Annotated in this window: 24 protein-coding genes, 1 other RNA gene and 1 riboswitch; of the genes, 17 read left to right on the forward strand and 8 right to left on the reverse strand. The window is 63.7% G+C overall.

Annotated elements, in window-relative coordinates; genetic code table 11:
- The first annotated feature begins 158 nt into the window (after positions 1 to 158).
- The 14 genes from ACFVSJ_RS08130 to ACFVSJ_RS08195 all read left to right on the forward strand — a co-directional run bounded on the left by ACFVSJ_RS08130 (position 159) and on the right by ACFVSJ_RS08195 (position 11,561).
- Positions 159 to 1,382: a CpaF family protein gene (locus ACFVSJ_RS08130; protein ID WP_387435780.1), complete on the forward strand. Its 1,224-nt coding sequence runs from the start codon at positions 159 to 161 to the stop codon at positions 1,380 to 1,382.
- Positions 1,382 to 2,236, forward strand: a complete 855-nt coding sequence (locus ACFVSJ_RS08135; RefSeq protein WP_387435781.1) for a type II secretion system F family protein — start codon at positions 1,382 to 1,384, stop codon at positions 2,234 to 2,236. The genes ACFVSJ_RS08130 and ACFVSJ_RS08135 overlap by 1 nt, the downstream gene beginning before the upstream one ends.
- Positions 2,233 to 3,171: a type II secretion system F family protein gene (locus tag ACFVSJ_RS08140; protein WP_387435782.1), complete on the forward strand. Its 939-nt coding sequence runs from the start codon at positions 2,233 to 2,235 to the stop codon at positions 3,169 to 3,171. The genes ACFVSJ_RS08135 and ACFVSJ_RS08140 overlap by 4 nt, the downstream gene beginning before the upstream one ends.
- Positions 3,172 to 3,233: 62 nt before the next feature.
- Positions 3,234 to 3,473: a hypothetical protein gene (locus ACFVSJ_RS08145; protein WP_387436182.1), complete on the forward strand. Its 240-nt coding sequence runs from the start codon at positions 3,234 to 3,236 to the stop codon at positions 3,471 to 3,473.
- Between the two features lie 56 nt (positions 3,474 to 3,529).
- A complete protein-coding gene (locus ACFVSJ_RS08150; protein WP_387435783.1) occupies positions 3,530 to 3,922 on the forward strand; it encodes a TadE/TadG family type IV pilus assembly protein in 393 nt (130 codons plus the stop codon).
- A 31-nt stretch (positions 3,923 to 3,953) separates the two neighbouring features.
- Complete coding sequence (locus ACFVSJ_RS08155) at positions 3,954 to 4,343, forward strand: hypothetical protein (RefSeq protein WP_387435784.1); 390 nt, start codon at positions 3,954 to 3,956, stop codon at positions 4,341 to 4,343.
- On the forward strand, positions 4,340 to 4,855 hold the full coding sequence (locus tag ACFVSJ_RS08160) for a pilus assembly protein TadG-related protein (RefSeq protein WP_387435785.1): 516 nt from the start codon (positions 4,340 to 4,342) through the stop codon (positions 4,853 to 4,855). Before ACFVSJ_RS08155 ends, ACFVSJ_RS08160 begins: the two co-directional genes overlap by 4 nt.
- A 47-nt stretch (positions 4,856 to 4,902) precedes the next feature.
- Positions 4,903 to 6,018: a peptide chain release factor 2 gene (gene prfB / locus ACFVSJ_RS08165; RefSeq protein ID WP_387435786.1), complete on the forward strand. Its 1,116-nt coding sequence runs from the start codon at positions 4,903 to 4,905 to the stop codon at positions 6,016 to 6,018.
- Between the two features lie 220 nt (positions 6,019 to 6,238).
- Positions 6,239 to 7,003 (forward strand): cell division ATP-binding protein FtsE, encoded by a 765-nt coding sequence (ftsE, locus tag ACFVSJ_RS08170; RefSeq protein ID WP_387436149.1) that lies wholly within the window; start codon positions 6,239 to 6,241, stop codon positions 7,001 to 7,003.
- Positions 7,000 to 7,914: a permease-like cell division protein FtsX gene (gene ftsX / locus ACFVSJ_RS08175; protein ID WP_387435787.1), complete on the forward strand. Its 915-nt coding sequence runs from the start codon at positions 7,000 to 7,002 to the stop codon at positions 7,912 to 7,914. The genes ftsE and ftsX overlap by 4 nt, the downstream gene beginning before the upstream one ends.
- 55 nt (positions 7,915 to 7,969) lie before the next feature.
- Positions 7,970 to 9,382 carry a peptidoglycan DD-metalloendopeptidase family protein gene (locus ACFVSJ_RS08180; RefSeq protein ID WP_387435789.1) on the forward strand — a complete coding sequence of 471 codons (1,413 nt, stop codon included), beginning with the start codon at positions 7,970 to 7,972 and terminating at the stop codon, positions 9,380 to 9,382.
- Positions 9,383 to 9,481: 99 nt separating this feature from the next.
- On the forward strand, positions 9,482 to 9,952 hold the full coding sequence (smpB, locus tag ACFVSJ_RS08185; protein WP_262275400.1) for an SsrA-binding protein SmpB: 471 nt from the start codon (positions 9,482 to 9,484) through the stop codon (positions 9,950 to 9,952).
- A gap of 99 nt (positions 9,953 to 10,051) precedes the next feature.
- Positions 10,052 to 10,420: a transfer-messenger RNA gene (ssrA, locus tag ACFVSJ_RS08190) on the forward strand.
- A 151-nt stretch (positions 10,421 to 10,571) separates the two neighbouring features.
- Entirely contained in the window at positions 10,572 to 11,561 is a 990-nt protein-coding gene (locus tag ACFVSJ_RS08195; RefSeq protein WP_387435791.1) for a S1C family serine protease, read from the forward strand.
- On the opposite strand, the gene ACFVSJ_RS08200 is transcribed toward ACFVSJ_RS08195, so the two are convergent.
- Positions 11,558 to 11,884: a hypothetical protein gene (locus ACFVSJ_RS08200; RefSeq protein ID WP_387436151.1), complete on the reverse strand. Its 327-nt coding sequence runs from the start codon at positions 11,882 to 11,884 to the stop codon at positions 11,558 to 11,560. The genes ACFVSJ_RS08195 and ACFVSJ_RS08200 overlap by 4 nt on opposite strands.
- A gap of 75 nt (positions 11,885 to 11,959) precedes the next feature.
- Here ACFVSJ_RS08200 and ACFVSJ_RS08205 point away from each other — a divergent pair, with 75 nt between their 5' ends.
- Positions 11,960 to 13,408: an MFS transporter gene (locus ACFVSJ_RS08205; protein WP_387435792.1), complete on the forward strand. Its 1,449-nt coding sequence runs from the start codon at positions 11,960 to 11,962 to the stop codon at positions 13,406 to 13,408.
- An 18-nt stretch (positions 13,409 to 13,426) separates the two neighbouring features.
- On the opposite strand, the gene ACFVSJ_RS08210 is transcribed toward ACFVSJ_RS08205, so the two are convergent.
- The 7 genes from ACFVSJ_RS08210 to ACFVSJ_RS08240 form a co-directional block, all read right to left on the reverse strand.
- The gene (locus tag ACFVSJ_RS08210) at positions 13,427 to 14,140 is read right to left on the reverse strand and encodes a metal-dependent transcriptional regulator (protein WP_387435793.1); all 714 of its coding nucleotides are present in this window, start codon (positions 14,138 to 14,140) and stop codon (positions 13,427 to 13,429) included.
- Between the two features lie 9 nt (positions 14,141 to 14,149).
- Positions 14,150 to 14,956, reverse strand: a complete 807-nt coding sequence (locus ACFVSJ_RS08215; RefSeq protein ID WP_387435795.1) for a class I SAM-dependent methyltransferase — start codon at positions 14,954 to 14,956, stop codon at positions 14,150 to 14,152.
- A gap of 90 nt (positions 14,957 to 15,046) precedes the next feature.
- On the reverse strand, positions 15,047 to 16,441 hold the full coding sequence (locus ACFVSJ_RS08220; protein ID WP_387435796.1) for an aminotransferase class V-fold PLP-dependent enzyme: 1,395 nt from the start codon (positions 16,439 to 16,441) through the stop codon (positions 15,047 to 15,049).
- 31 nt (positions 16,442 to 16,472) lie between these two features.
- A riboswitch (SAM riboswitch) is annotated at positions 16,473 to 16,586 on the reverse strand.
- 145 nt (positions 16,587 to 16,731) lie between these two features.
- A complete protein-coding gene (hisN, locus tag ACFVSJ_RS08225; protein ID WP_387435797.1) occupies positions 16,732 to 17,544 on the reverse strand; it encodes a histidinol-phosphatase in 813 nt (270 codons plus the stop codon).
- 55 nt (positions 17,545 to 17,599) lie between these two features.
- Entirely contained in the window at positions 17,600 to 18,715 is a 1,116-nt protein-coding gene (locus tag ACFVSJ_RS08230; protein WP_387436153.1) for a ribosome small subunit-dependent GTPase A, read from the reverse strand.
- Positions 18,716 to 18,717: 2 nt separating this feature from the next.
- Complete coding sequence (aroA, locus tag ACFVSJ_RS08235; protein WP_387435799.1) at positions 18,718 to 20,097, reverse strand: 3-phosphoshikimate 1-carboxyvinyltransferase; 1,380 nt, start codon at positions 20,095 to 20,097, stop codon at positions 18,718 to 18,720.
- 6 nt (positions 20,098 to 20,103) lie between these two features.
- Positions 20,104 to 20,619 carry a DoxX family membrane protein gene (locus ACFVSJ_RS08240; protein WP_387435800.1) on the reverse strand — a complete coding sequence of 172 codons (516 nt, stop codon included), beginning with the start codon at positions 20,617 to 20,619 and terminating at the stop codon, positions 20,104 to 20,106.
- A 180-nt stretch (positions 20,620 to 20,799) separates the two neighbouring features.
- Here ACFVSJ_RS08240 and ACFVSJ_RS08245 point away from each other — a divergent pair, with 180 nt between their 5' ends.
- Both ACFVSJ_RS08245 and rsrA read left to right on the forward strand, forming a co-directional pair.
- A complete protein-coding gene (locus ACFVSJ_RS08245) occupies positions 20,800 to 21,597 on the forward strand; it encodes a sigma-70 family RNA polymerase sigma factor (protein ID WP_387435802.1) in 798 nt (265 codons plus the stop codon).
- Positions 21,594 to 21,854 carry a mycothiol system anti-sigma-R factor gene (gene rsrA / locus ACFVSJ_RS08250; protein ID WP_387435803.1) on the forward strand — a complete coding sequence of 87 codons (261 nt, stop codon included), beginning with the start codon at positions 21,594 to 21,596 and terminating at the stop codon, positions 21,852 to 21,854. The genes ACFVSJ_RS08245 and rsrA overlap by 4 nt, the downstream gene beginning before the upstream one ends.
- The last annotated feature ends 18 nt before the right edge of the window (positions 21,855 to 21,872 follow it).

Genomic DNA, 21,872 nt, shown 5'->3' on the forward strand with positions numbered 1-21,872 from the left:
TGGAGTGACTAGTGGTGCTGGAGCTACCTGAGAGGTAAATGAGACGGACTTATCCACAGGCGCCGCCAGACTGCTTGGAACGGATGCCAGGCACGCTTAGCGTGGATAACTCGAGATGCGCCTCTCGTTTACTTGTCAATGGGTCATTTGGGGGATTGATGGAAGCACTACGGATCGTCGAGGGAGAGGTCCGCGAGTTGATCAGGCGACGCGGACTTGATCCCGCGGAAGAGGTGGCGGATGTACGGCAACTGATCGATGCGGCCGTTCGCGACTACGACGACCGGGCACTCCTTGGGTCATTGCCCCCGATCGGCCACTTGGAGGATGCGCGCAGGCATGTTTTCGATGCGGTCGCTGGATTCGGCCCGCTGCAGGCGATGCTTGACGATCCCGGCATAGAGGAAATCTGGATCAATGCACCCAGCCAGGTTTTCGTGGCCCGTAACGGAGAGTCGGAACTAACCGCCATCACTTTGAACGGCCAACAGATCCGCGATCTCGTGGAGCGCATGCTGAAGACCTCCGGACGCCGCTTGGACTTGTCCACGCCGTTTGTGGACGCTTCCTTGCCCGACGGATCGCGCCTGCACGTCGCCATCCCGGACGTGACCAGAAAGCACTGGGCCGTCAACATTCGAAAGTTCATTGCCCGGGCCAGCAAGTTGGACCATCTCGTGGAGCTGGGAAGCCTGACGCCACAATCGGCGAGGTTCCTGTCCGCGGCGGTGGCCAGCGGCCTCAACATCCTGGTCTCCGGGGCAACCCAGGCAGGAAAGACCACGCTCTTGAACTGCCTGGCCGCGGCCATCGGTTCCCGGGAGCGCGTGATCACCGTTGAAGAGATTTTCGAACTGCAGTTGCCGCTAAGGGATGTGGTGGGGCTGCAGTGCCGGCAGCCGAACCTGGAAGGGGAGGGTGAGATACCCATGAGGCGGCTGGTCAAGGAGGCTCTCCGCATGCGGCCGGACCGGCTGGTGGTGGGAGAAGTCCGGGAAGCTGAAAGCCTGGACATGCTGATTGCCTTGAACTCGGGCCTTCCCGGCATGTGCACGGTGCATGCCAACTCTGCGCACGATGCTGTGACCAAGATCTGTACACTGCCGCTTTTGGCTGGAGCAAACATTTCCAACGCTTTTGTGGTCCCTACTGTCGCTTCCTGCATCGACCTCGTGGTGCATTGCAGCCGCCATTCCACCGGGCGGAGGCAGGTTACTGAAATTCTGGCCCTTGGTCGCCGGGTGGAGAACGGGGTCATCGAGTCGTCGCCGGTGTTCCAGATGGCGGACGGCCAGCTGGTGCCCAATGGCAACTCGATGCCCGCCATCGACAAGTTCGCCCGTTCGGGCTTCGATGTCGCTGCTTTGTTGGAACTGAACTGATGGGTCCTCTATTGGGCGCCGTGGGTGGCGTGGGGATTTTTCTGGTCTGGTGGTCCACCTGGGAATCCACTGCGGGCCCGCGCCGAAAAGCAGGTCCGCGGAGATTGGAAGTTCTTCTGCGCTCCGCGGGAATCGAAAAGGTCTCCAGCGCCGGGCTGCTGCTTTGCTGCGCCGGCGCCGGTTTGGTGGCGTTCCTGCTCCTCTTCGCCGTCACGGGTTCGCTGCCGGTTTCCGCCTGCTTCTGTGTGTTTGGTGCGTGGCTGCCGTTTGCCACTGTTCGGAGGCGGGCGCGCAGGCGCCGTGCAGTGCTCCGGCAATTGTGGCCGGACGTCGTGGACCACTTGCGTTCGGGCATTCGCGCCGGCCTTTCCCTCCCGGATGCCTTGGTCCAGCTCGGGTCCAAAGGCCCGGAAGAGCTGCGTCACCTGTTCCGGGACTTCGGGTCCGATTACAGATCCGGAGGCCGGTTCGATCCGTCACTGACCAACTTGAAAGAACGATTGGCGGATCCCGTGGCAGACCGCATCATCGAAGCGCTGCGCATGACCCGTGAGGTTGGCGGATCAGATCTCGGCCGCATGTTGGGAACCCTCGCCGCCTTCCTGCGGGAAAGCGCGCGGACCCGCAACGAGCTGGAAGCAAGGCAGTCCTGGACTGTCAACGGTGCGCGGCTCGCTGTGGCCGCGCCGTGGATCGTTTTGGTGGTCATGGCCGGCAGGCCGGAAGCCATGCTGGCGTACAACACGTCGACGGGGGCCTTGGTCCTGTTGGGCGGGCTGGTGGTTTCGGCAGTCTCCTACACCGTCATGCTGCGTATTGGTGCCCTTCCCGAAGACGAAAGGGTCCTGGGATGAACGCCTCCACAACCACCGGACTTCTCCTTGGCCTGCTCTTGGGAGCAGGTGCATGGCTGGTCTTTGCCCGATTGCCCTTCATGCGCCGCCTGACTTTTTCGGACAGGGTGGAATCGCAGCTTAAAGCGCAGAACCTCGAATCGAGGTTGTTGACGGCACCGGCCACTGTGACCCCGTTTGGTCCCCTGGAATGGATTCTTCGCCCTGTGGTCCGCGATGGACTGGCCTTCGTCAGCCGTTTCAACCCCGGCGGGGCCGCCATGGCCAAGCGGCTGGCCCGGGCGGGGTCGGCCAAATCGGTGGTGGATTTCAGGGCCGAACAGTTGCTGTGGGCGGCTGCGGGCTTCGTCCTAGCCCTGGTCGGGGTCGCCACGGGTGCCGCGTCCGGCCGATTTAACCCAGTGGTTGCCCTCGCCCTCGTGTCGGGGGCTGCGCTGCTCGGCTACTTGCTTCGGGACTACCTGCTGGGTCAAACCATCAAGCGGCGCGAAGCGGCCTTGCTGTCCCAGTTTCCCAGCCTTGCCGAACTCATGGCGCTCGCAGTTGCCGCGGGGGAGAGCGCCGTTGGTGCGATGAACAGGATCTGCCGCACGTCCCGTGGCGCCCTGGCTGCCGAGTTTGCCGTGGTGTTGGCCGATACCCGTGCGGGCAAACCGCTGGCCGAGGCACTCCAAGGGCTTTCTGACAGGACGGACCTGCCTCCACTGGTCAGGTTCGTGGATGGTTTGGTGGTGGCGGTTGAGCGCGGCACGCCATTGGCGGACGTACTCAGGGCGCAGGCGGCCGATGTCAGGGACGCTGCAAAACGCGAACTCATGGAATCAGCGGGCCGCAAGGAAATCGGAATGATGGTTCCGCTTGTCTTCGGGGTCCTGCCGCTGACCGTGATCTTTGCCGCGTTCCCGGCCATAACGGCCTTGGACTTGAGCTTCTAAGGACCACCCGCCACGAGCGGCAGACAGGTTTTCGCTAGCAACTACGACGAATTGGGGACAGAATGGCCAACCACGCAGAGACCCGCGCAGCAGCATCCACGTCCGTTTCGAGGCTCAAAGCCGGGGTGATGGCGGTTGCCCTGCGGGCGACCGTCCCGAAGAACGAATCGGAGCGGGGCGATGTGCCCGGTTGGGTGATGATCACCCTCATGTCGGCGATCCTGGTGGCCGGTCTCCTCGCCATTGCGTCGCCGGCCCTGGAAAACCTCTTTAACCAGGCGATGTCCAAGGTGGGCAACTGATGCCGCAAGGTTGCGTGACGGCCGGGGCGGGAGTCCACCGTCGAGGAAGGCCTGCCGTGCGGGGACCCGGTTCCCGCCGTCGCTCCGATGAGCGTGGAGCGGCAGTGGTGGACTTCGTCCTGGTGGGTTCGGTTATGACGCTCCTGTTTGTTTCCGTCATCCAGTTGATGCTGGTACTCCATGTCCGCAATACGCTGATTGATGCAGCCGCTTCCGGTGCAAGATACGGGGCCATGGCAGACCGCACGCCAGCTGATGCCGAGGCGAGGACCGCCGAACTGATCACCGGTGCCCTCAACTCCGCGTTCGCGGGGGACATCTCGACGGCGGTTGTTGACGTGGGGGGCATCCGCACGTTGGAGGTGAGGGTCGATGCCCCCATGCCCCTTGTCGGACTGCTTGGTCCTGGAGGTACGTTGAAAGTGACGGGGCATGCCGTGGCCCGCTGAACCCGGGGAACCTCAACGAGGAAGCGCCTCCGTGGAGTTCATTCTCCTTGGCCTCTTGCTCATGGTGCCGCTGATCTACTTCGTGGTGACGATCGGCCAGATCCAAGGGGGCATGTTTGCCGTCGTTGGTGCAGCCGACCAGGCGGCGAAGGCCTACGTAACGCAAAGTGAAGCCGGGGCTGCCCGCGCCGCGGCTGAGGAGGCCGTCGTCCTTGCGATGAGGGACTACGGATTCACGCCTGGTGCGGTCACCATGGACGTCTCGTGCGATCGCCAGTATTGCTTGTCTTCCGGTGCCGCCGTCACGGTGTCCATACAACTGACCGTTCCGTTGCCCATGGCGCCCTTTGGCGAAGCGCTGCATCTCGATGTCGCCCGGCTTCATGCGTCAGCGACCCAAAAAGCACGGCGTTTCCATTGACAGCCGGAACAATGGGCAAAGCCGCCGAGAGTGCTCCCGGAGGGCCTCCCACCCCAGGGCTTCGCTGGTGCAAGGAGGGCAAAGCGCACGAAGCAGGACAAATCACGGTTTTGACGATCGGCTTCATCCTGTTGGCCCTGGTCCTGGCGAGCGTCGTCATGGCCATCTCCACGGTGTACGTAGAGCACAAGAAGCTGCTCTCGTTGGCAGATGGTGCGGCGCTTGCCGCCGCCGACTCCTTTATGGTGGCAGACATCGGTACCGGAGACGTGCCGGGCATGTCCCTGGTGGACGAACGCGTGGTGGCTGTCGCCGGGTTGTACCTGACTGACACCGACGCCTATTCCAGCCACGACCGGCTGGCCGTGGCGCCGGGAACCGGCAGCTCTTCCAGTGGCACCGCGGTGGTGGTGCTCACCGCCGTCGCGCATCCACCGGTGGTCAGCTTCCTTTTGCCGGACGGGATCCCTGTTGAGGCGCGGTCAACATCGAGGTCGCACCTGACGCAATAGAGACGCCAGCAGGGGGAGCGGCGCTGATAGCGTACGCTGGAAAGATCATGGCTGAGATTGACTTTCCCGCAGAAATCCGCGCGCTTCGCGCTACCTACAGTTCCATCGAGAACGTCAGTGATATCGATGCCTTGAAGGCCGAGATCGCCGAATTGAGTGAACAGGCCGGAGCGCCGGACCTGTGGGACGACCCCGCCTCCGCGCAGGTAGTCACCTCGCGGTTGTCGCACCGGCAGTCGGAACTTGAACGCCTCACCAAGCTCTCCGCTCGAATTGACGACTTGGAGGTGCTGGTCGAACTGGGCCAGGACGAAGGTGACGAAGCCTCGTTGGCTGAAGCCGAAAAGGAACTGGCCTCCATCGGCAAGGCGCTCGCCGATCTCGAGGTGGTCACCCTGCTCTCCGGCGAGTACGACGAACGTGAAGCCGTAGTGACCATCCGCGCCGGCGCGGGCGGTGTGGATGCCGCAGACTTCGCGGAAATGCTCCTTCGCATGTACCTTCGGTGGGCTGAACGCCACGGGTATCCCACCACGGTGATGGATACCTCCTACGCCGAAGAAGCCGGCCTGAAGTCCGCCACCTTCGAAGTCAAAGCACCGTACGCCTTCGGTACGCTCAGCGTCGAGGCGGGCACCCACCGCCTGGTCAGGATCAGCCCCTTTGACAACCAAGGCCGCCGTCAGACGTCGTTCGCGGCTGTTGAAGTCATTCCCCTGATTGAGCAGACCGATTCCATTGACATCCCGGACAACGAGATCCGCGTCGACGTCTTCAGGTCCTCCGGGCCTGGCGGCCAGTCCGTCAACACCACCGACTCCGCCGTCCGCCTGACGCACATTCCCTCCGGGATCGTGGTGTCGATGCAGAACGAAAAGTCGCAGCTGCAGAACCGCGCAGCCGCGCTCCGTGTCCTTCAGTCCCGGCTCCTGTTGCTGAAGAAGGAACAGGAGGACGCCGAAAAGAAGGCGCTCGCAGGCGACGTCAAGGCATCGTGGGGCGACCAGATGCGCTCCTACGTGCTCAACCCGTACCAGATGGTCAAAGACCTGCGCACGGAGCACGAAGTAGGCAACACCTCGGCTGTGCTCGATGGCGACATCGACGACTTCATCGACGCGGGAATCCGCTGGCGAACCAGCAACCGTAACGCAGCAGGCTAGGCCTGGGTTACGGCTCCGGAGCCGTCATGGTTCGGCGGGCTGTCCGGGCGCCGTAGGCCCGGGTGGGCTGGTTTTGGCGACACGCCTCCGAAACCACGGAAATCACCGTGGGGTCATGCGTATAGTCGAGAGGCCGGTGCTCTCACTTCCCCCACCGAAAGCCCGCGCTCCGGCTGTTGGACTGGGCCAATCAGTCATGTCCGGCGGGGTCAAAAGGGCCATGATCAGATTTGAGAATGTCACCAAGGTCTATGAGCAGAATGCCCGACCGGCGCTCGACTCTGTAAGCCTTGAGATAAACCGCGGCGAGTTCACCTTCCTGGTGGGAGCGTCGGGATCGGGTAAATCCACTTTCCTTCGGCTGATCCTCAAGGAGGACAAGGCCTCCTCCGGCTCCGTCTATGTGGCCGGCCAGAACGTGGCCAACATCTCCAGCTGGCGGGTGCCCAAGCTGCGGCGCGGCATCGGCGTGGTTTTCCAGGACTTCCGCCTGCTGCCGCAGAAGAATGTCTTCGCGAACGTGGCGTTTGCCATGCAGGTGATCGGCAAGAGCAGGTCCATCATCAGGGAAACCGTTCCCGAGGTCCTGAAGACCGTGGGCCTGGAGGGCAAGGAACGCCGCATGCCCCATGAACTGTCAGGTGGTGAACAGCAGCGCGTGGCGATCGCCCGCGCGGTGGTCAACCGTCCGGGAATCCTCCTGGCGGACGAGCCGACAGGAAACCTGGACCCGATCACCTCCATGGGCATCATGGGCGTCCTGGACAAGATCAACCAGAACGGAACAACGGTGGTGATGGCAACCCACGACGACGACATCGTGAACGAGATGCGTCGTCGCGTTGTGGAACTCAAGAACGGCAAAGTGATCCGCGACGAAGCCAAGGCACTCTACACCTCCATGATTCCCGTGGTGGGCGAATCGCGACGACTGCGCGATGCCAGCGACGAGGAAATTACCCGCGCGCAGGGGGCACAGCTGTGAGGTTCCTTTTTATCCTGGGGGAAATCGGCAGCGGCCTGCGCCGGAACCTGTCCATGGTGATTTCCGTGGTGCTGGTGACGTTCGTATCCCTGACGTTCGTTGGTGCCGCCGGCATGCTGCAGATGCAGATCAACCAGATGAAGGGTTACTGGTACGACAAGGTCCAGGTGGCGGTCTTCCTCTGCAACGATGGCTCCACCACCGTGGGCTGCGCATCGGGCCCGGCTACGAAGGAACAGCAAGCCAACATCCAGGCCATGCTGGACTCGCCGGCAGTCAAGCAGTATATCAACGACTTCCAATTCGAGTCGCAGGCCGAGGCCTACAAACACTTCAAAGAGCAGTTCTCCAATTCGCCCATTGTCGATTCGGTATCCGAGGACCAATTGCCTGCGTCCTTCCGGATCAACATGAAGAACCCGGAGAAGTACCAGATCATCAGCGAGACGTTTTCCTCGCAGCCTGGGGTGGAAACGGTGAGCGACCAGCGCCAGGTCCTTGAAAGGATCTTCTCCTGGATGAACGGGGCCTCAGTAGTGGCCGTGGGCATAGCGGCCGTGATGATCTTCTGCGCGGTCCTGCTGATTACCACCACTATCAGGCTGTCGGCGTTCAGCCGCAGGCGGGAGACGGGCATCATGCGGCTGGTCGGGGCGTCGAAGGCCGTCATCCAACTGCCGTTCATCCTTGAGGGCGTCATCGCCGCCGTGGTGGGTGCGCTGCTGGCCTCTCTGACGCTGTGGCTCATGGCCCATTTCTGGCTCAACGGCGATCTGTCCCGGCAGTTCCTCAATACACCCTTTATCTCTTCCACCCAGGTCCTGGTGATCGCACCCGTCCTTATCGCACTGGGCGGCGGCTTGGCCGGGATATCCTCGTTGTTAACCCTCCGGCGCTACTTGAAGGTTTAGTATGGCCAACGGACGGAACAGCACAGACGATGCCGGCGAATGCAGAGGATTCATAATGACCACGTTGGACCGGATTTCCCTTCGCCGCCGCCTGGCAGGTGGGCAAGCGCGGATTCTGGGCGCAGTCCTTGCCGTGGGTTTGGCTGCCAGCATCCTTTCCGGTGCTCCTGCAGCCCAGGCTGACAACCTGGACGACCAGCAGGCAGCACTCGAGGCGGAGGCAGCGCGGGTCCAGGCGTCCTTGGAATTTGTGGACGCCAAGATCGCCAAGGCCGCCGCCGACCTCGTCGTGTACCAGGGGCGGCTTCCCGGTGCCCAGCAGGCCCTGCTGGAGGCACAGGGCCGGGTGGCCAGCGCCGTGAAGGAAGTGGAAGCCCTGGCTGCCCGGGTGGAATTGGCCCAGCAGAACAAGGCGAAGATCACCGAGCAGCTGGAGAGCGACAAGCAGAAGATTACGGACACCAAAAAACTGATCGGCCAGATCGCGTCCCAGGCATACAAATCGGGCGGCGTCCCCACGAACATCGCACTGCTGTTCGGCTCGAATGAGTCCGGCAACCTCACGGAGTCCATGGACCTCGCCGACCAGGCCATGCGCAGCCAAAACGCCGCGATGACCAAGTTGACGCAGCAGAACGCTACCAACGTGAACTCCCAGGCCCGTCTCGCGGCTGTCGAGGCGGAGATCCAGGACCTCAAGGCGAAGGCTGACGAGGCCCTGAACCGGGAGAAGGCCGCCCGCGACGAAGCTGCCAGCAAAAAGGCCGAGGTGGACAAGCTCATCGAGGACACCACGCGTTTGAACGGCCAGCTCCAAGCGGCCAAGCCCGGGATTGAAGCCGACCTGGCGCGCGTGAAATCGGAGCAGGATTCCGTGGCCGCGGAGATTGCCGAACGCGACCGCAAACTCAGGGAAGCCTGGGAAGCCGAACAGCGCAGGCTCGCCGCTGAGGCGGCGGCCGCCGCGGCCGCTGCTGCAGCCGCGCAAGGCAAGCCGGCACCGCCGGAGGCGCCGTTCGTCCCGCCGGTTGGGTCGCCGTCGGCCTTTGGTTTGCGGCACCCCTTCGCCAGTTACGTTCCTATTACGTCCGGCTTCGGATGGCGTGCGACGCCGCCCGGCACCATCGACTTCTACGGCACCGGCGGTTACATGCACACGGGGATCGACTTCGGGGCGGCCTGTGGAACTCCGGTGTACGCTGCGGCGGCAGGCGAAGTGTTCAACTCGGGATGGAATTCCGCCGATGGCGGTGGGTGGCGCGTCAAGCTTTCGCATGGCGTGGTGCAGGGCAACTCGCTGACCACCATCTACTACCACAACAGCAGCATCGTGGTGGCGAATGGACAGCGGGTCTCGCAGGGCCAGCTCATTGCCTACTCGGGAAGTACAGGCAACTCCACCGGTTGCCACGCGCACTTCGAGACCTGGCTCAACGGGGTTGCAGTGGATCCCATGACCTTGCTGTAACGGCTTTCCCCGTCAGCGAAACTGCTTCCACCATGGCGCGGGGCCGCACCGGCCCTGGCGTACACTGGTTGGAATCCGCATCAAACAAGGAGTTCTACCGTGCCCAAGGAAAGTGGCCGTAAGGTAGTGGCCACCAATCGGAAGGCCCGGCATGACTACCATGTCCTCGACACCTATGAGGCCGGCATCGCCCTCATGGGTACCGAGGTTAAGTCCCTCCGGGAGGGGCATGCCTCGATGGTGGACGGGTTCTGCACCTTCTACAACGATGAGTTGTGGATGGAAGGCATCCACATCCCCGAGTACAACCAAGGGAGCTGGACCAACCACGCCGCGCGCCGCCGTCGTAAGCTTTTGCTCCACCGCGAGGAACTGAACAAAATCTCGCACAAAATCCGCGAGTCCGGATTCACCGTGGTGCCCTTGCAGCTGTATTTCCTGGACGGCCGCGCGAAGGTGGAAATCGCCATTGCCCGCGGTAAGAAGGACTACGACAAGCGACAGACGCTGCGTGAGCAGCAGGACAAGCGTGAGTCGTTGCGGGAACTCCGCGAGCGCAACAGGCGCTAGCGGTTCACGGCGTGTCCCGGGAATGTTCGTTCCGGAAGATGCGTTATGATTGATAGTCCGGCGGCGCTTGGTATGGCTGCCGGTTTGGTAACAAAATACGGGGATGATCGGTTTCGACGATGTTAGTCGCGGCAGGTGAAGCGGGCCGAGGATGCAGAATTATCTCGTAAACGCTGTCTGCAAACCAATAAGTGCCGAATCTAAGCGCACTGACTTCGCTCTCGCTGCCTAAGCAGTAAGACAGTCCGTCAGCCCGGGGTTGCTATCGCCCCGGTTCCTGGCGTCATTTAGATAGCCACTGCTGTTTGCCTTCGTCATTGGGGTAAACGGGACTTTTAGATGACTGGGCCCGGATCAGCCACCTGTTTGCAGGATGGCTGGGGCCGAGAAAATCCGACGCAAACTGCGCCCGGAGAAGCCCTGGCAACACAACATCGGACGGGGGTTCAATTCCCCCCATCTCCACCCACGAAGGCCCTCGGACAATGTCCGGGGGCTTTCTGTTTGTCCCGTTCCAGACGTCGGGGTGGCGTTCACCCACGGCGTAGGCAAACGTGGACTAGGAACCCGGCCACCGTGGTTGTAGTGGATATGCACGGTGGGTGGCAGGAGGCATGTGATGAGCACCGAGCCGGAAGAAGTCTTTGCAGACGAACAGCGGGACAGTGACAGGGCGCTTGATGCCTATTCGGAGACGGTGATCCGGGTAGCGGACTCAGTGACGCCCCACGTTGCCGCAATTGAGATGACCAGCGCGCGCCGGAACGGCCGCCTGCGCGTGGGCAGCGGCTCGGCCGTGGTTTTCACGGGCGACGGGTACATGCTGACCAACGCCCACGTGGTGGCCGGCATCCAATCGGGCAGGGCCGTCTTCGCCAACGGGAAGCACAGCGATGTTGAACTGGTGGGGGCCGATCCGCTGTCCGACCTCGCCGTGGTGCGTGGACTGAAGACCACCCCGCCCCCGGCCGTCCTCGGCAACGCAGATTCCTTGAGGGTGGGCCAGTTGGTGATCGCCGTTGGAAACCCCTTGGGCCTTGCGGGCTCCGTGACAGCGGGAGTGGTGAGCGGCCTCGGCCGGTCCATCCCCGTCCGGGCGGGAGAGCACCGGCGCGTCATCGAGGACGTGATCCAGACCGACGCTGCCTTGAACCCCGGAAATTCGGGCGGCGCACTGGCGGACACCAAGGGGCGCATCGTGGGGATCAACACTGCCGTGGCCGGTCTGGGCCTTGGACTGGCCGTACCAATCAACGCCACAACCCAGCGCATCATCGCGTCCCTGCTCAAGGACGGACGCGTACGGCGGGCCTATCTCGGGCTGGTGAGTACGCCAATTCCGCTCGATGCCAGTGCGGTAGTGCGCACAGGCCAAAAGGAAGGCCTCCGCGTGGTGGAGGTCATGGCCGGATCGCCCGCCGAACAGTCTGGACTGGAGCCCGGTGACTTGGTGCTCCAAGCGCAAGGACGGGCGGTGTCGAGCGCTGAGAGCCTCCAGAAACTGCTCTTCGCCGATGCCATTGGCCAGCCCTTCCCGCTGACCGTGCTGCGCGATGGCAGGATCGTGCAGCTGCTCGCCGTCCCGTCCGAGATGGGGGAGTTGGGCTAGCGTTCCTCGCGGACATCCACGACGCCGACGAAGCGGCTGCCGATGCCCTCGTACTCGCTCCGGACATCGCCCAGGAACAATTCCGGAAGCTCAGAGTTCCTGTGGTGACCGCAGTACACGAAGGAGAAGTCGGGCCACCACTTCTTGGGACGGGCAGCCTCGGAAAAGCCGCAGACGGCGCACGTGAGTTGCACCCAGACAGGACGCTTCCCGGTTCGGTTGGCTCGTGACTGAACCAGCCAGGCCGGCGGGTTGTCCTGGAGGTCGCGCAGGCCGGCTTCGGGCAAGCGCGGAGGGATGCCGTGGCGCTGGGCCATTTCCATGGAGATATCGAGGGCCACGGCCACGTCACGTCTGCTGATCACCACTCAACGATACGGCAAGCGTAGGCTGTGCTCATGACTGAAGCGGAGGCCGTACAGCCGAGCACGCCACTGCAGAAGAAGGTGCTGGTGGTGGCCATCGTGGCCTCCTTCATCGCCATTCTCGATGGTTTTGTGGTCAACCTCGCCCTGCCGGCGATTGGCCGCGAATTGGGCGGTGGGCTGGTCATCCAACAGTGGGTGGTGGATGCCTACCTCTTGACCTTGGGCGCCCTCATCCTTGTGGCTGGCTCCCTGTCCGACCATTTTGGCCGCGCACGCATACTCCAGTGGGGCTTGGCTGGTTTCGCACTGACTTCCGTGATGTGTGGCCTCGCCTGGAACGGTGAAATCCTGGTGGTTTCACGGGCGCTTCAGGGCATAGCGGGCGCATTGCTGGTGCCCAGCTCCCTTGCCATGATCGTCACCTCCTTCTCAGGACCCGCGCAATCCAAGGCAATCGGCCAGTGGTCCGGTTGGACCAGCGCCGCAGCGATCGTCGCTCCGTTGATCGGTGGCGTGTCCGTGGACCTGTTGTCCTGGCGCGTGATCTTTTTCATCAACGTTGTTCCGGCCGCCGCGATCTGGCCCATGCTTGCCGGCCTCCGGGCCTCCGATGCGGCCCGGGACAAGAGCCAGCGCATCGACTACGCGGGAGCTTTGCTGGCCATGATCGGTCTGGGCGGCCCCGTGTTCGCGTTCATCGAACAGGGCCGGCTGGGATGGGCGAGCCCCTTCGTCTGGGCTCCGTTGCTGCTGGGTGCCGTTGCTTTGGCATTCTTTCTCTTCCATGAGGGCAGGACGACCGATCCGATGCTCCCGCTAAGGCTTTTTGCGATCAGGAACTTTGGCTGGGGTAACCTCGCCACGTTGACCATTTACGGCGGCATCTCACTGGGCTTTTTTGTCCTGGGCATCTATTTGCAGCAGGTGGGCGGAATGGGCGCCACGCTGGCGGGAATCGCGCTGCTGCCCGGGACGGTGATCCTGATGCTGACGGCCTCCTACTTTGGTGGCCTGGCGGGAAAGTATGGTCCGCGGTGGTTCATGACGGCGGGACCGCTGTTGTGCGCCGTCGGGTTCCTGATGTCCCTCTCCGTCCAAGAGCCGCTGGATTACTGGACGCAGGTCTTTCCGGGCCAAGTGGTATTTGGCTTGGGGCTGGCCACACTCGTGGCCCCGCTCACGGCCGCCATCCTCGGTGCGGTTCCTCCCGAAGAGGCCGGGATCGGCTCCGCGGTCAACAACGCAGTGGCCCGCATTGCCGGACTGATCTGCATCGCCTTCGCCGGCCTTATTGTGGGCCCGGTCTTTACCCGCGACGGCTTGTACAACGCCCTCCTGGTCACGGCGGGACTGTTCGTGCTCGGGGCGGTGGCTTCCGCCGTCGGGATCCGCAACCCGGTTCGCGACACGGCGGGTGCCGCTGCGGGGACGCCAGCGGACGCGAACGACGACGGCGATCCGGTCGGTCCGCTTGACTGACCTGGGTGCCTGGCCGGGTCAGCCGCCGGCGAGGACGCAGCCTTCGTGGACATCGGTGCTCTGGACCCACAGCGCCGAGGTAATTTCGTCAGCGAGATCGAATTCACGGCGCTGTGCACCGCTGCCGATCCGGACCACCAAGGCGCCGCCGAAGGGCTTCCGGCCCACAACCTCGATGCGCGCGTCCAAGGTAATGTCCTCGGCGGCCAAATAGCGCAGCAGGTCCGGGTTTTCATCGCTGATCCGGGTGATGCGGCCAGCATGTCCCTGGTCCAGCTCGATCATGCGGTAGGCATGCGGCAGGTCCACGGATCCATCTGCTGACGGGATGGGGTCGCCGTGCGGGTCCCGGACAGGGTGGCCCAACTTGGCGGACATGCGTTCAATGAAGGTATCCGATACTGCGTGTTCCAACATTTCCGCTTCGTCGTGGACTTCGTCCCACCGGTAACCAAGTTCTTCAACGAGGTACGTCTCGATGAGACGGTGCCGCCGGACCATGGCCAAGGCCAAGCGCATGCCGTCCGGCGTGAGGCGGATGGCGCTGTAAGGCTGGTGGTCAACCAGCCCTTGGTCCTTGAGTTTCCGCACCATTTCGGAGACGGAGGAATTGGCCACTCCGAGCCGTTGGGCCAGTTGGGAGGACGTAATGGGCTTGTCCTGCCACTCCGTGAAGGAGTAGATGACCTTGACGTAGTCCTCGATCGAGGAGGAGGGCGTACTGGTCTTCACACCTCAAGCCTACCGTGGGACGGCAGGACAGGCCTTGCGGGCCCGCCACGTCTGCGTCACGTACGGCAGGGCCACTGTTTGGCCAGGTGCGTGGCCAAGGTGCTCGTAGAGGTACCAGTCAAGGTTGCCCATGACTTTAGCGCGGGTTGCCTGGTTGGCCCGGAGGTAATAGCTGCGCGATTTGGTCAGCTCCATGATGTCCTCGGGGGACATCGGGTCTTCCCAGTGCGTGACGTGGCTTTCCAGGTCGGTGAACTCCGGACCGATGGCCGGTCGGAACCCCGGTTTGTGCACGTCGCCGGCATGCATGATGCGTGAAAGGCGGTGCACCCATGGGACGGACGTATCCAACTGGTTCCAGATCAGGCCGAGGACGCCATGGGGACGGAGCACCCGGGCGATTTCCGTGCTGGCTTTGAGGGGATCGCACCAATGCCAGGCCTGGGCGACACTGACGACGTCGAAAGCTGAGTCCGCCAGTCCGCTCGCCTCCGCCGTACCCTCCAGGGCGACTGCCTGGGGGCAGGACAGGCGCAGTTGCGCCAGCATGTCCGTGGAAGGGTCGACGGCGGCCACATCAAGCCCGCGGTCCACGAGCAGGGCGGTGAATTTTCCGGTGCCCGCACCAATGTCGGCAGCGGACCGTGCGCCCGGGGGAAGCAACCAATCCACGGAGTCTGCAGGGTAGCCGGGGCGCACCAAGTGGTAGTGCTCTCCGCCGTCCTTGAAGCTCTGCCCCAGTTCCTTTCGCCGCACCGCGTGCAGCTTGGGTCCGCCGGGTAGGTGCGAACCGTTGGAGGTACTTTGGGAAGGCATGGCTATGCACAGACTCCTTTACCGCGAACGCCGGAAATACCCTACGAATTTACCGTAAGGCAAGGCCGGTGCGTTTCCGGAAAGCCGCGATCAGTCCACAGTGCAGGGGGCGGCGCCTGCGGTGCCGGGCGTGTTGGGGGCCCATTCGGGGTAGCTGCGGTGGTCGTTGGCAGGTACCCAGCGGCCCTCGTCAACCACGTAGTCCCAGCCGAGACCGGTGCCTTTGAGCTCCTGGATGCCCTTGAGCAGCCGGGCGGCGTCCTCCAGCCGTGATCCCACACCGAAACTGGCACGCAGGGATCCAGATGGCAGGCCGAGGCGCTTGAGGAGCGGGTGGGCGCAGAAGCGACCATCGCGGAGGCCCACGCCGTGTTCCGCGGAAAGGTACGCGGCGACCAGGCCGGCGTCGAATCCCTCCACCGAGAAATTGACCACGCCGATGGTGTCGGTGGAATCGCTGAAGATCTGGTGGACGGTAACGCCGTCGATCGCCTGCAGCCCTTCCACGAGGTAGGAGCGGATGGCGGCCTCGTGGTCGTGCCAGGCCTGCTGGTCAAGGCTGGCCAGGACCTGTGTGGCACGGGCCAGTGTTGCTGCGCCGAGGACGTTGGGGGAGCCGCCTTCATGGCGCGCGGGTCCGGTTGCCCAGCTGACCGAATCAAGGCGGGCTTCGCGGACTGCGCCGCCGCCGGCCAGGTGCGGGGTTCCGGCGTCGAGCCAATCGGGGCGACCTACAACCACGCCGGCACCGAAGGGTGCATAGAGCTTGTGGCCTGAGAAGACCACATAGTCCACGTCCGCCTCGGCAATGTTGATCCGCCGGTGGGGGGCGAGCTGTGCTGCGTCGACCACAATGCGAGCACCGAATTCGTGGGCCAGGGCAGCCAGCTCGGCGATGGGAAGGATCTCGCCTGTGACGTTGGAAGCACCTGTAACAGCGAGCAGCGATACACCGCCCTGGGTCAGTTCGTGGCGCAGGTTGGTGATGGTGGCGGCCAGCGTGGAAGCCGCGACCACGCTGCGGTGCGGCACACCCTGCCATGGGAGCAGGTTGGCGTGGTGCTCGATGTCGAGGTACAGGACCTCGCCGGTGGGAGTGCCGTCGACCTGCGGAAGGCATCCAGCCAACAGGTTCAACGAGTCGGTGGTGTTGCGTGTGAAGATCACGGAGTCGTCGGGGCGGCCGCCAACGAAGTCCCGCACGATGTCCCGGGAGTTTTCGTACACCGACGTACTGATCTGGGAGGCGAATCCGGCGCCGCGGTGCACGCTCGCGTAGTAAGGCAGGACCTCGTTCAGGTACGCGGACACAATGGTCAGCGCCGGCGCGGAAGCTCCGTAGTCGAGGTTGGCGTAGCGGACGTGGCCACCCTGGATCAGGGGCGCCTGCAGTTCGGCGCCGGTCACGGCAGCAAGGGGCCTCGCGGCCGCGGCTTCCTGCGTGAGAGTGGGAACGACGGTGGATTCGAACGTAACAGTGCTCATGGGACCTCATTCAAGAGGGACCCCCTCGGGGGATCCGCGCTTGCCGAATCCGTTCCGGACCGGCCTGGTCGTCACCCGGGGCACCCCACCGCGAATGGAGGGTTGCCGGCCAGCAAACCGGGGTTTAGCGCTGGCACTCGTGACCTGTAAAAGACAATAAAGGCACCCGCACGTCGGGTACAAAGCCGTCCAGTTTGTTAAGCGGATTGTTACGCCGGATAAGGAAATGGTCGATTCGGCGAATAAAGTGCGGCGGACACCGCCCAATGATGGTGTCCGCCGTCGATTATTCAGAGAAGGTCGTCGATGCCCGGGTTGAGCCTTTTCAGGACTTCCGAGTGCAGGATCGAGTTGGTGGCCAGTGCATTTCCGCCAAAAGGTCCGTCCTCGCCCTCGAGGGAGGTGAAGCGTCCTCCGGCTTCGGTGACGATCGGAACGAGAGCCGCCATGTCGTAGAGGTTCAATTCGGGTTCGCAGGCGATGTCAACGGCACCTTCAGCCACCAGGCAGTAGGACCAGAAGTCGCCGTACGCGCGGGTGCGCCAGATGTCCTCGGTGAGGCCAAGGAACTCGTCGAGGTTGCCGCGTTCCTTCCAGCCGGACAGGCTTGAGTAGGACATCGATGCGTCGGCCAGGTTCGAGACGTTGGAAACCTTGAGCCTGGTGGCCGAGGCCAACGAACGGCCCATGTAGGCACCCATGTCCTTCGCTGCCCACCAGCGCTTGCCGAGGGCGGGTGCGCTGACCACGCCCACGACGGGCTCACCTTCGTCGATCAGGGCAATGAGGGTGGCCCACACGGGAACGCCCCTGACGAAGTTCTTGGTGCCGTCAATGGGGTCGATGACCCAACGCCGGGAACCGTGGCCACTGCTCCCGAACTCTTCACCGAGGACGGCATCGCGGGGGCGTGAACGCGACAACTGCCCACGGATGGCTTCCTCGGCGGCCTTGTCCGCATCCGTGACCGGCGTCAGGTCGGGCTTGGTTTCGATCTGCAGGTCCAGGGCCTTGAACCGGTCCATGGTCTGGGCGTCCACGGAATCGGCCAGGACGTGGGCCAATCGCAAGTCATCGTTATAGCTGGAAACGGATTGGGTCATGCCACCAAACTTATCGTGAATCGTTCCCGCACCGGTGGAGGTGTTGCTCCGACCCTCAGTTGACCGTCCCCAATTCCTTGGTTTCCTTGGCTTCGAGGCGCGGGTCGGCACCGAGGAGCCGCCTGAGCGAAGCCAGCCGGGCCACGCCGGACGGCCCGGCATGGCCGTCGTTGACCCATTCGTCCAGTCCGCAGTTCACCGCGTTGGCGTCATGCTTGCAGCCACGGTCGCAGGCCTCCGTGCCAGGCTCCAGGTCGGGGAAGGAGTGCAGGATGCGGTCAGGGTCCACGTGGGCAAGGCCGAACGAGCGGATGCCCGGAGTGTCAATGATCCAACTGCCCGGCGGTGCGTCCGCCAGTTTGAGGGCCAAAGCGGAGGATGAGGTGTGCCTGCCGCGTCCCGTCACGGCGTTCACCCCGCCGGTTGCCCGCTCGGCACCTGTCAGGGCATTGACCATGGTGGACTTGCCCACGCCGGAATGCCCCAACATGACGGTCACCTTGCCGTCGAGGTGGGAACGCAGGCGGGAGACGGCCTGGCTGTCCAGGCGGGCGGAGAGACCGTCATCGGAACGGGCATCGATACCGGAGGCCTGTGAATCGGCCGTGCGGCTGATGATGACCGGAAAATCGAGGCTGAGGTAGTTGGCCAGCAATTCCGCAGGATCCTTGACGTCCGCCTTGGTGACCAGGAGCAGCGGCTCGATGCCGGCGTCGTAAGCTGCCACCAGTGCGCGGTCTATGAAACCTGTGCGCGGTTCGGGATTGGCCGCGGCCACCACCACAACCAGTTGGTCCGCATTGGCTACCACGACGCGCTCAATGGGGTCGGTGTCGTCCGCGCTGCGGCGCAGCAGGGTCCGGCGTTCTTCAACGCGGACCAGCCTGGCGAGGGTGTCGGGGCCACCGGAAACATCGCCCACGAGCGCCACGAAATCGCCGGGGACCACGGGACTCCGGCGCAGTTCACGGGCACGCGCTGCGATGACCACGCGCTCATTGTCCGTGTCCTCGCCAACAACGGCGGTGTAGCGTCCGCGGTCCACGGTGATGATCCTGCCGATCACGGCGTCGTCGTGGCTGGGGCGGTCCTTGGTGCGGGGGCGTGAACCCTTCTTGTTGGGCCGGATCCGTACGTCCGATTCGTCCCAGGAGCGTGCGTCACGGCCCATGGTCAGTTCGTGGTCCCGCCTGCGGGCGCCTGCGCCGCGGCCTGCCCCAGCATGGCTGCCCATATGTCCGGGAACTCCGGCATGGTCTTCGACGTGGTGGCGATGTCCTCCACCTGAACGCCTTGCACCGCGAGCCCCAGGATCGCGCCTGCCGTGGCCATACGGTGGTCGGCATAGCTGTGCACCACCGCGCCGTGAAGGGCGGCAGGGCGGATGATGAGGCCGTCGGCGGTTTCTTCGGCGTCCCCGCCAAGGCGGTTGATTTCGGCGACGAGGGCCGCGAGACGGTCCGTTTCGTGACCCCTGAGGTGGGCAATGCCGGTAAGGCGGGAAGGTCCTGTGGCCAGCGCGCAGAGTGCCGCGACTGTGGGTGCGAGTTCGCTGGTCTCGTCGAAATCGGCGCCCAGGATCTCCGGTCCGCCCGTAACAGTCAAGGTCCCGTCCTTGAGGCTGACGTCGGCTCCCATCGATGAGAGGATGCTGCGCCACAGGTCGCCCACCTGGGTGGTTTCGATGGGCCAGTTGGGAATCCGGACGGTTCCGCGCGTGGCAAGGGCCGCGGCGAGGAAAGGACCTGCGTTGGAAAGGTCCTGCTCGATGCGCTGGTCGAACGCGCGGATGGGGCCGGGAGCCACACGCCAGTGGTTGGGCACCGAGTCGTCCACCCGGACTCCGACGCTGCGCAGGACGGCGACTGTCATGTTGATGTGGTCAAGGCTGGGCACCGGTTTGCCGACGTGCTCCAGGTGCAGCCCTTCGGTGAAGCGGGCGCCAACGAGCAGCAGGGCCGAGACGAACTGCGAGGAGGCGCTGGCGTCAATGACCAGGTGCCCGCCGCGGACCTCGCCTGAGCCCTCCACCGCGAACGGAAGGGCCGACGGCGTCCTGCCGCCTTCGTTGCGGACCGGCACGCCGAGGGCAACCAGAGCCTCGATGATGGTTCCCATGGGACGCTTTCGGGCGTGGGGGTCGCCGTCAAACACCGTGACGCCGTTGCGGAGCGCGGCAAGCGGCGGAACGAAACGCATGACGGTTCCGGCCAGTCCGCAGTCGATGGCCGTTTCATTGCCGGCAGCGGACCAGCCCATGGGGGTGATCTCAAGGTCCGGCCCGTAATCGCCGTCACCGGGTACCTCGGTGACCTTCGCGCCGAGCTGGCGCAGTGCCTGGATCATCAGTACGGAGTCCCGGGAGTGAAGCGGTGCCCGCAGGCGCGACGGTCCATCAGCCAGCGCAGCCAGGACCAGGAATCGGTTGGTCAGCGATTTGGATCCCGGTACCGTCACCGTGGCATCCACCGGTCCTGTGGCATAGGGAGCGGGCCACAAGGGGAGGGATGTGCCGTGCTTCGGGTCGGTGTTTGCTGCGGTGGTACCAGTCATGCTTCCTTATGCTCCAACTGCGTTATCTACGGCCTTGCGAACTGCTTTGTCTGCGCGCTTGATCTGCTTGCCCGTGGCTTTCCGGGCGTCCGTGGCGAGGTGTTCGGCACGCCATGCCAAGCTGGGACGTCCCTCGGTGTCGACCGATGCCAGCAGCACCCCGCCCGTGAGGGAGATGTTCTTAAGGAGCTGTGCCCGGCGCGCGCTGCGGCCCTCCTTGGTGCTGATGTCCGCGGACCGCCACTCAACATACGTGTTCAGGGCTGACGTCACGGCCAGCACGGTCGCCGCGAAACGCGACAGTTTGCCGAGTCCGAGCAGGGCGCCGGCGCCAAGCTGGGCACCGCCGATCACGCGTGCCAGGACCTTTTCATCGGCAGGGAACGGCAGGGACTCGGAGGCCCGGCGCAGGACCGGCGAGAGTTGCCGGGCAGTATCGTCCGCATTCTTGAGCTTGTCCAAACCTGCGATGACAAAGCTGGACGCGAGCATGGGCCGCGCGAGAAAACGGATTACTGACATGTCTTGCCTCCTGGATGGCTTGCCACAATAGTCACTGAGCGTTGTGTTCAAGGGGTGCAGTCTGCTCTAGTCTTGCACCTTTGCGGAATAATTACCCACCGGGACCCGTTGTGAACATCAGGCGCGGTGAAGACCGCGCTGCGGCATTGCGTTTGCCGCTTCGCGAACGGAGTTGGTTTTTTGACCCTGGTTGAGGACCGCCTGGATTTACTGGGGGCCCGGGTACCGGCGCAGCCGGATTCCCTGAAGCTGACAGTAGACTTGGCTTCGATGAGCACCATTGAACCGGCCGCAGCGGCCATGGACCAGGCAGCCGGCGCGTTGGACGACGCAGCGGTGGCAGCCGACGTCGATCTTTCCAAGGAGACACCCGAACAGCGGCGGGAGCGCTTCGAGCGCGACGCCATGCGATACGTGGACCAGTTGTACTCGGCAGCGATGCGCATGGCGCGGAATCCGTCAGATGCCGAAGACCTGGTTCAAGAGGCCTATACCAAGGCGTTCTCGGCCTTTCACCAGTACAAGCCGGGTACCAACCTCAAGGCGTGGCTGTACCGGATCCTGACGAACACCTATATCAACCTTTACCGGAAGCGCCAACGCGAGCCGCTGCAGTCCAATTCGGACACGATCGAGGATTGGCAGTTGGCGAAGGCGGAGTCGCATACCTCGGCCGGACTCCGCTCCGCGGAAGCCGAAGCGCTGGACCATCTCCCTGACTCGGACGTGAAGAACGCTTTGCAGGCCATCCCGGAGGAATTCCGCTTGGCCGTGTACTTCGCGGATGTCGAGGGGTACGCCTACAAACAAATATCGGAAATCATGAATACCCCGATCGGCACGGTCATGTCGCGCCTGCACCGCGGCCGGAAGATGCTGCGGGACATGCTGGCGGACTACGCCGCCGAACGGGGCTTCAAGGCCCAGACAGAAGACCAGGCCACGGCCGGGAGCAACAATCAGGAGAAAGAGAAATGAGCGACTGCCAGGGATTGGGCGATTGCGACGATACGCGAATGCAGCGTATTTACGAGTACCTCGACGGCGCCTTGACCCGCGAGGACCTCGGCGAGATCAAGCAGCACTTGGACGGTTGCGAGGAATGCTCCGAGCAGTACGACCTCGAGTGCCTTATCCGCACCATGGTCAAGCGCTCCTGCACCGAGTCTGCGCCGGAAAACCTCAAGAACTCCATTCTTGACAGGATTCATTCCATCAAGCCGGTGGACGCCTGAGATTTGCCCGCTGATGCG

It is taken from the genome of Paenarthrobacter sp. NPDC058040, from assembly GCF_042885775.1.
Taxonomy (GTDB): Bacteria; Actinomycetota; Actinomycetes; order Actinomycetales; family Micrococcaceae; genus Arthrobacter.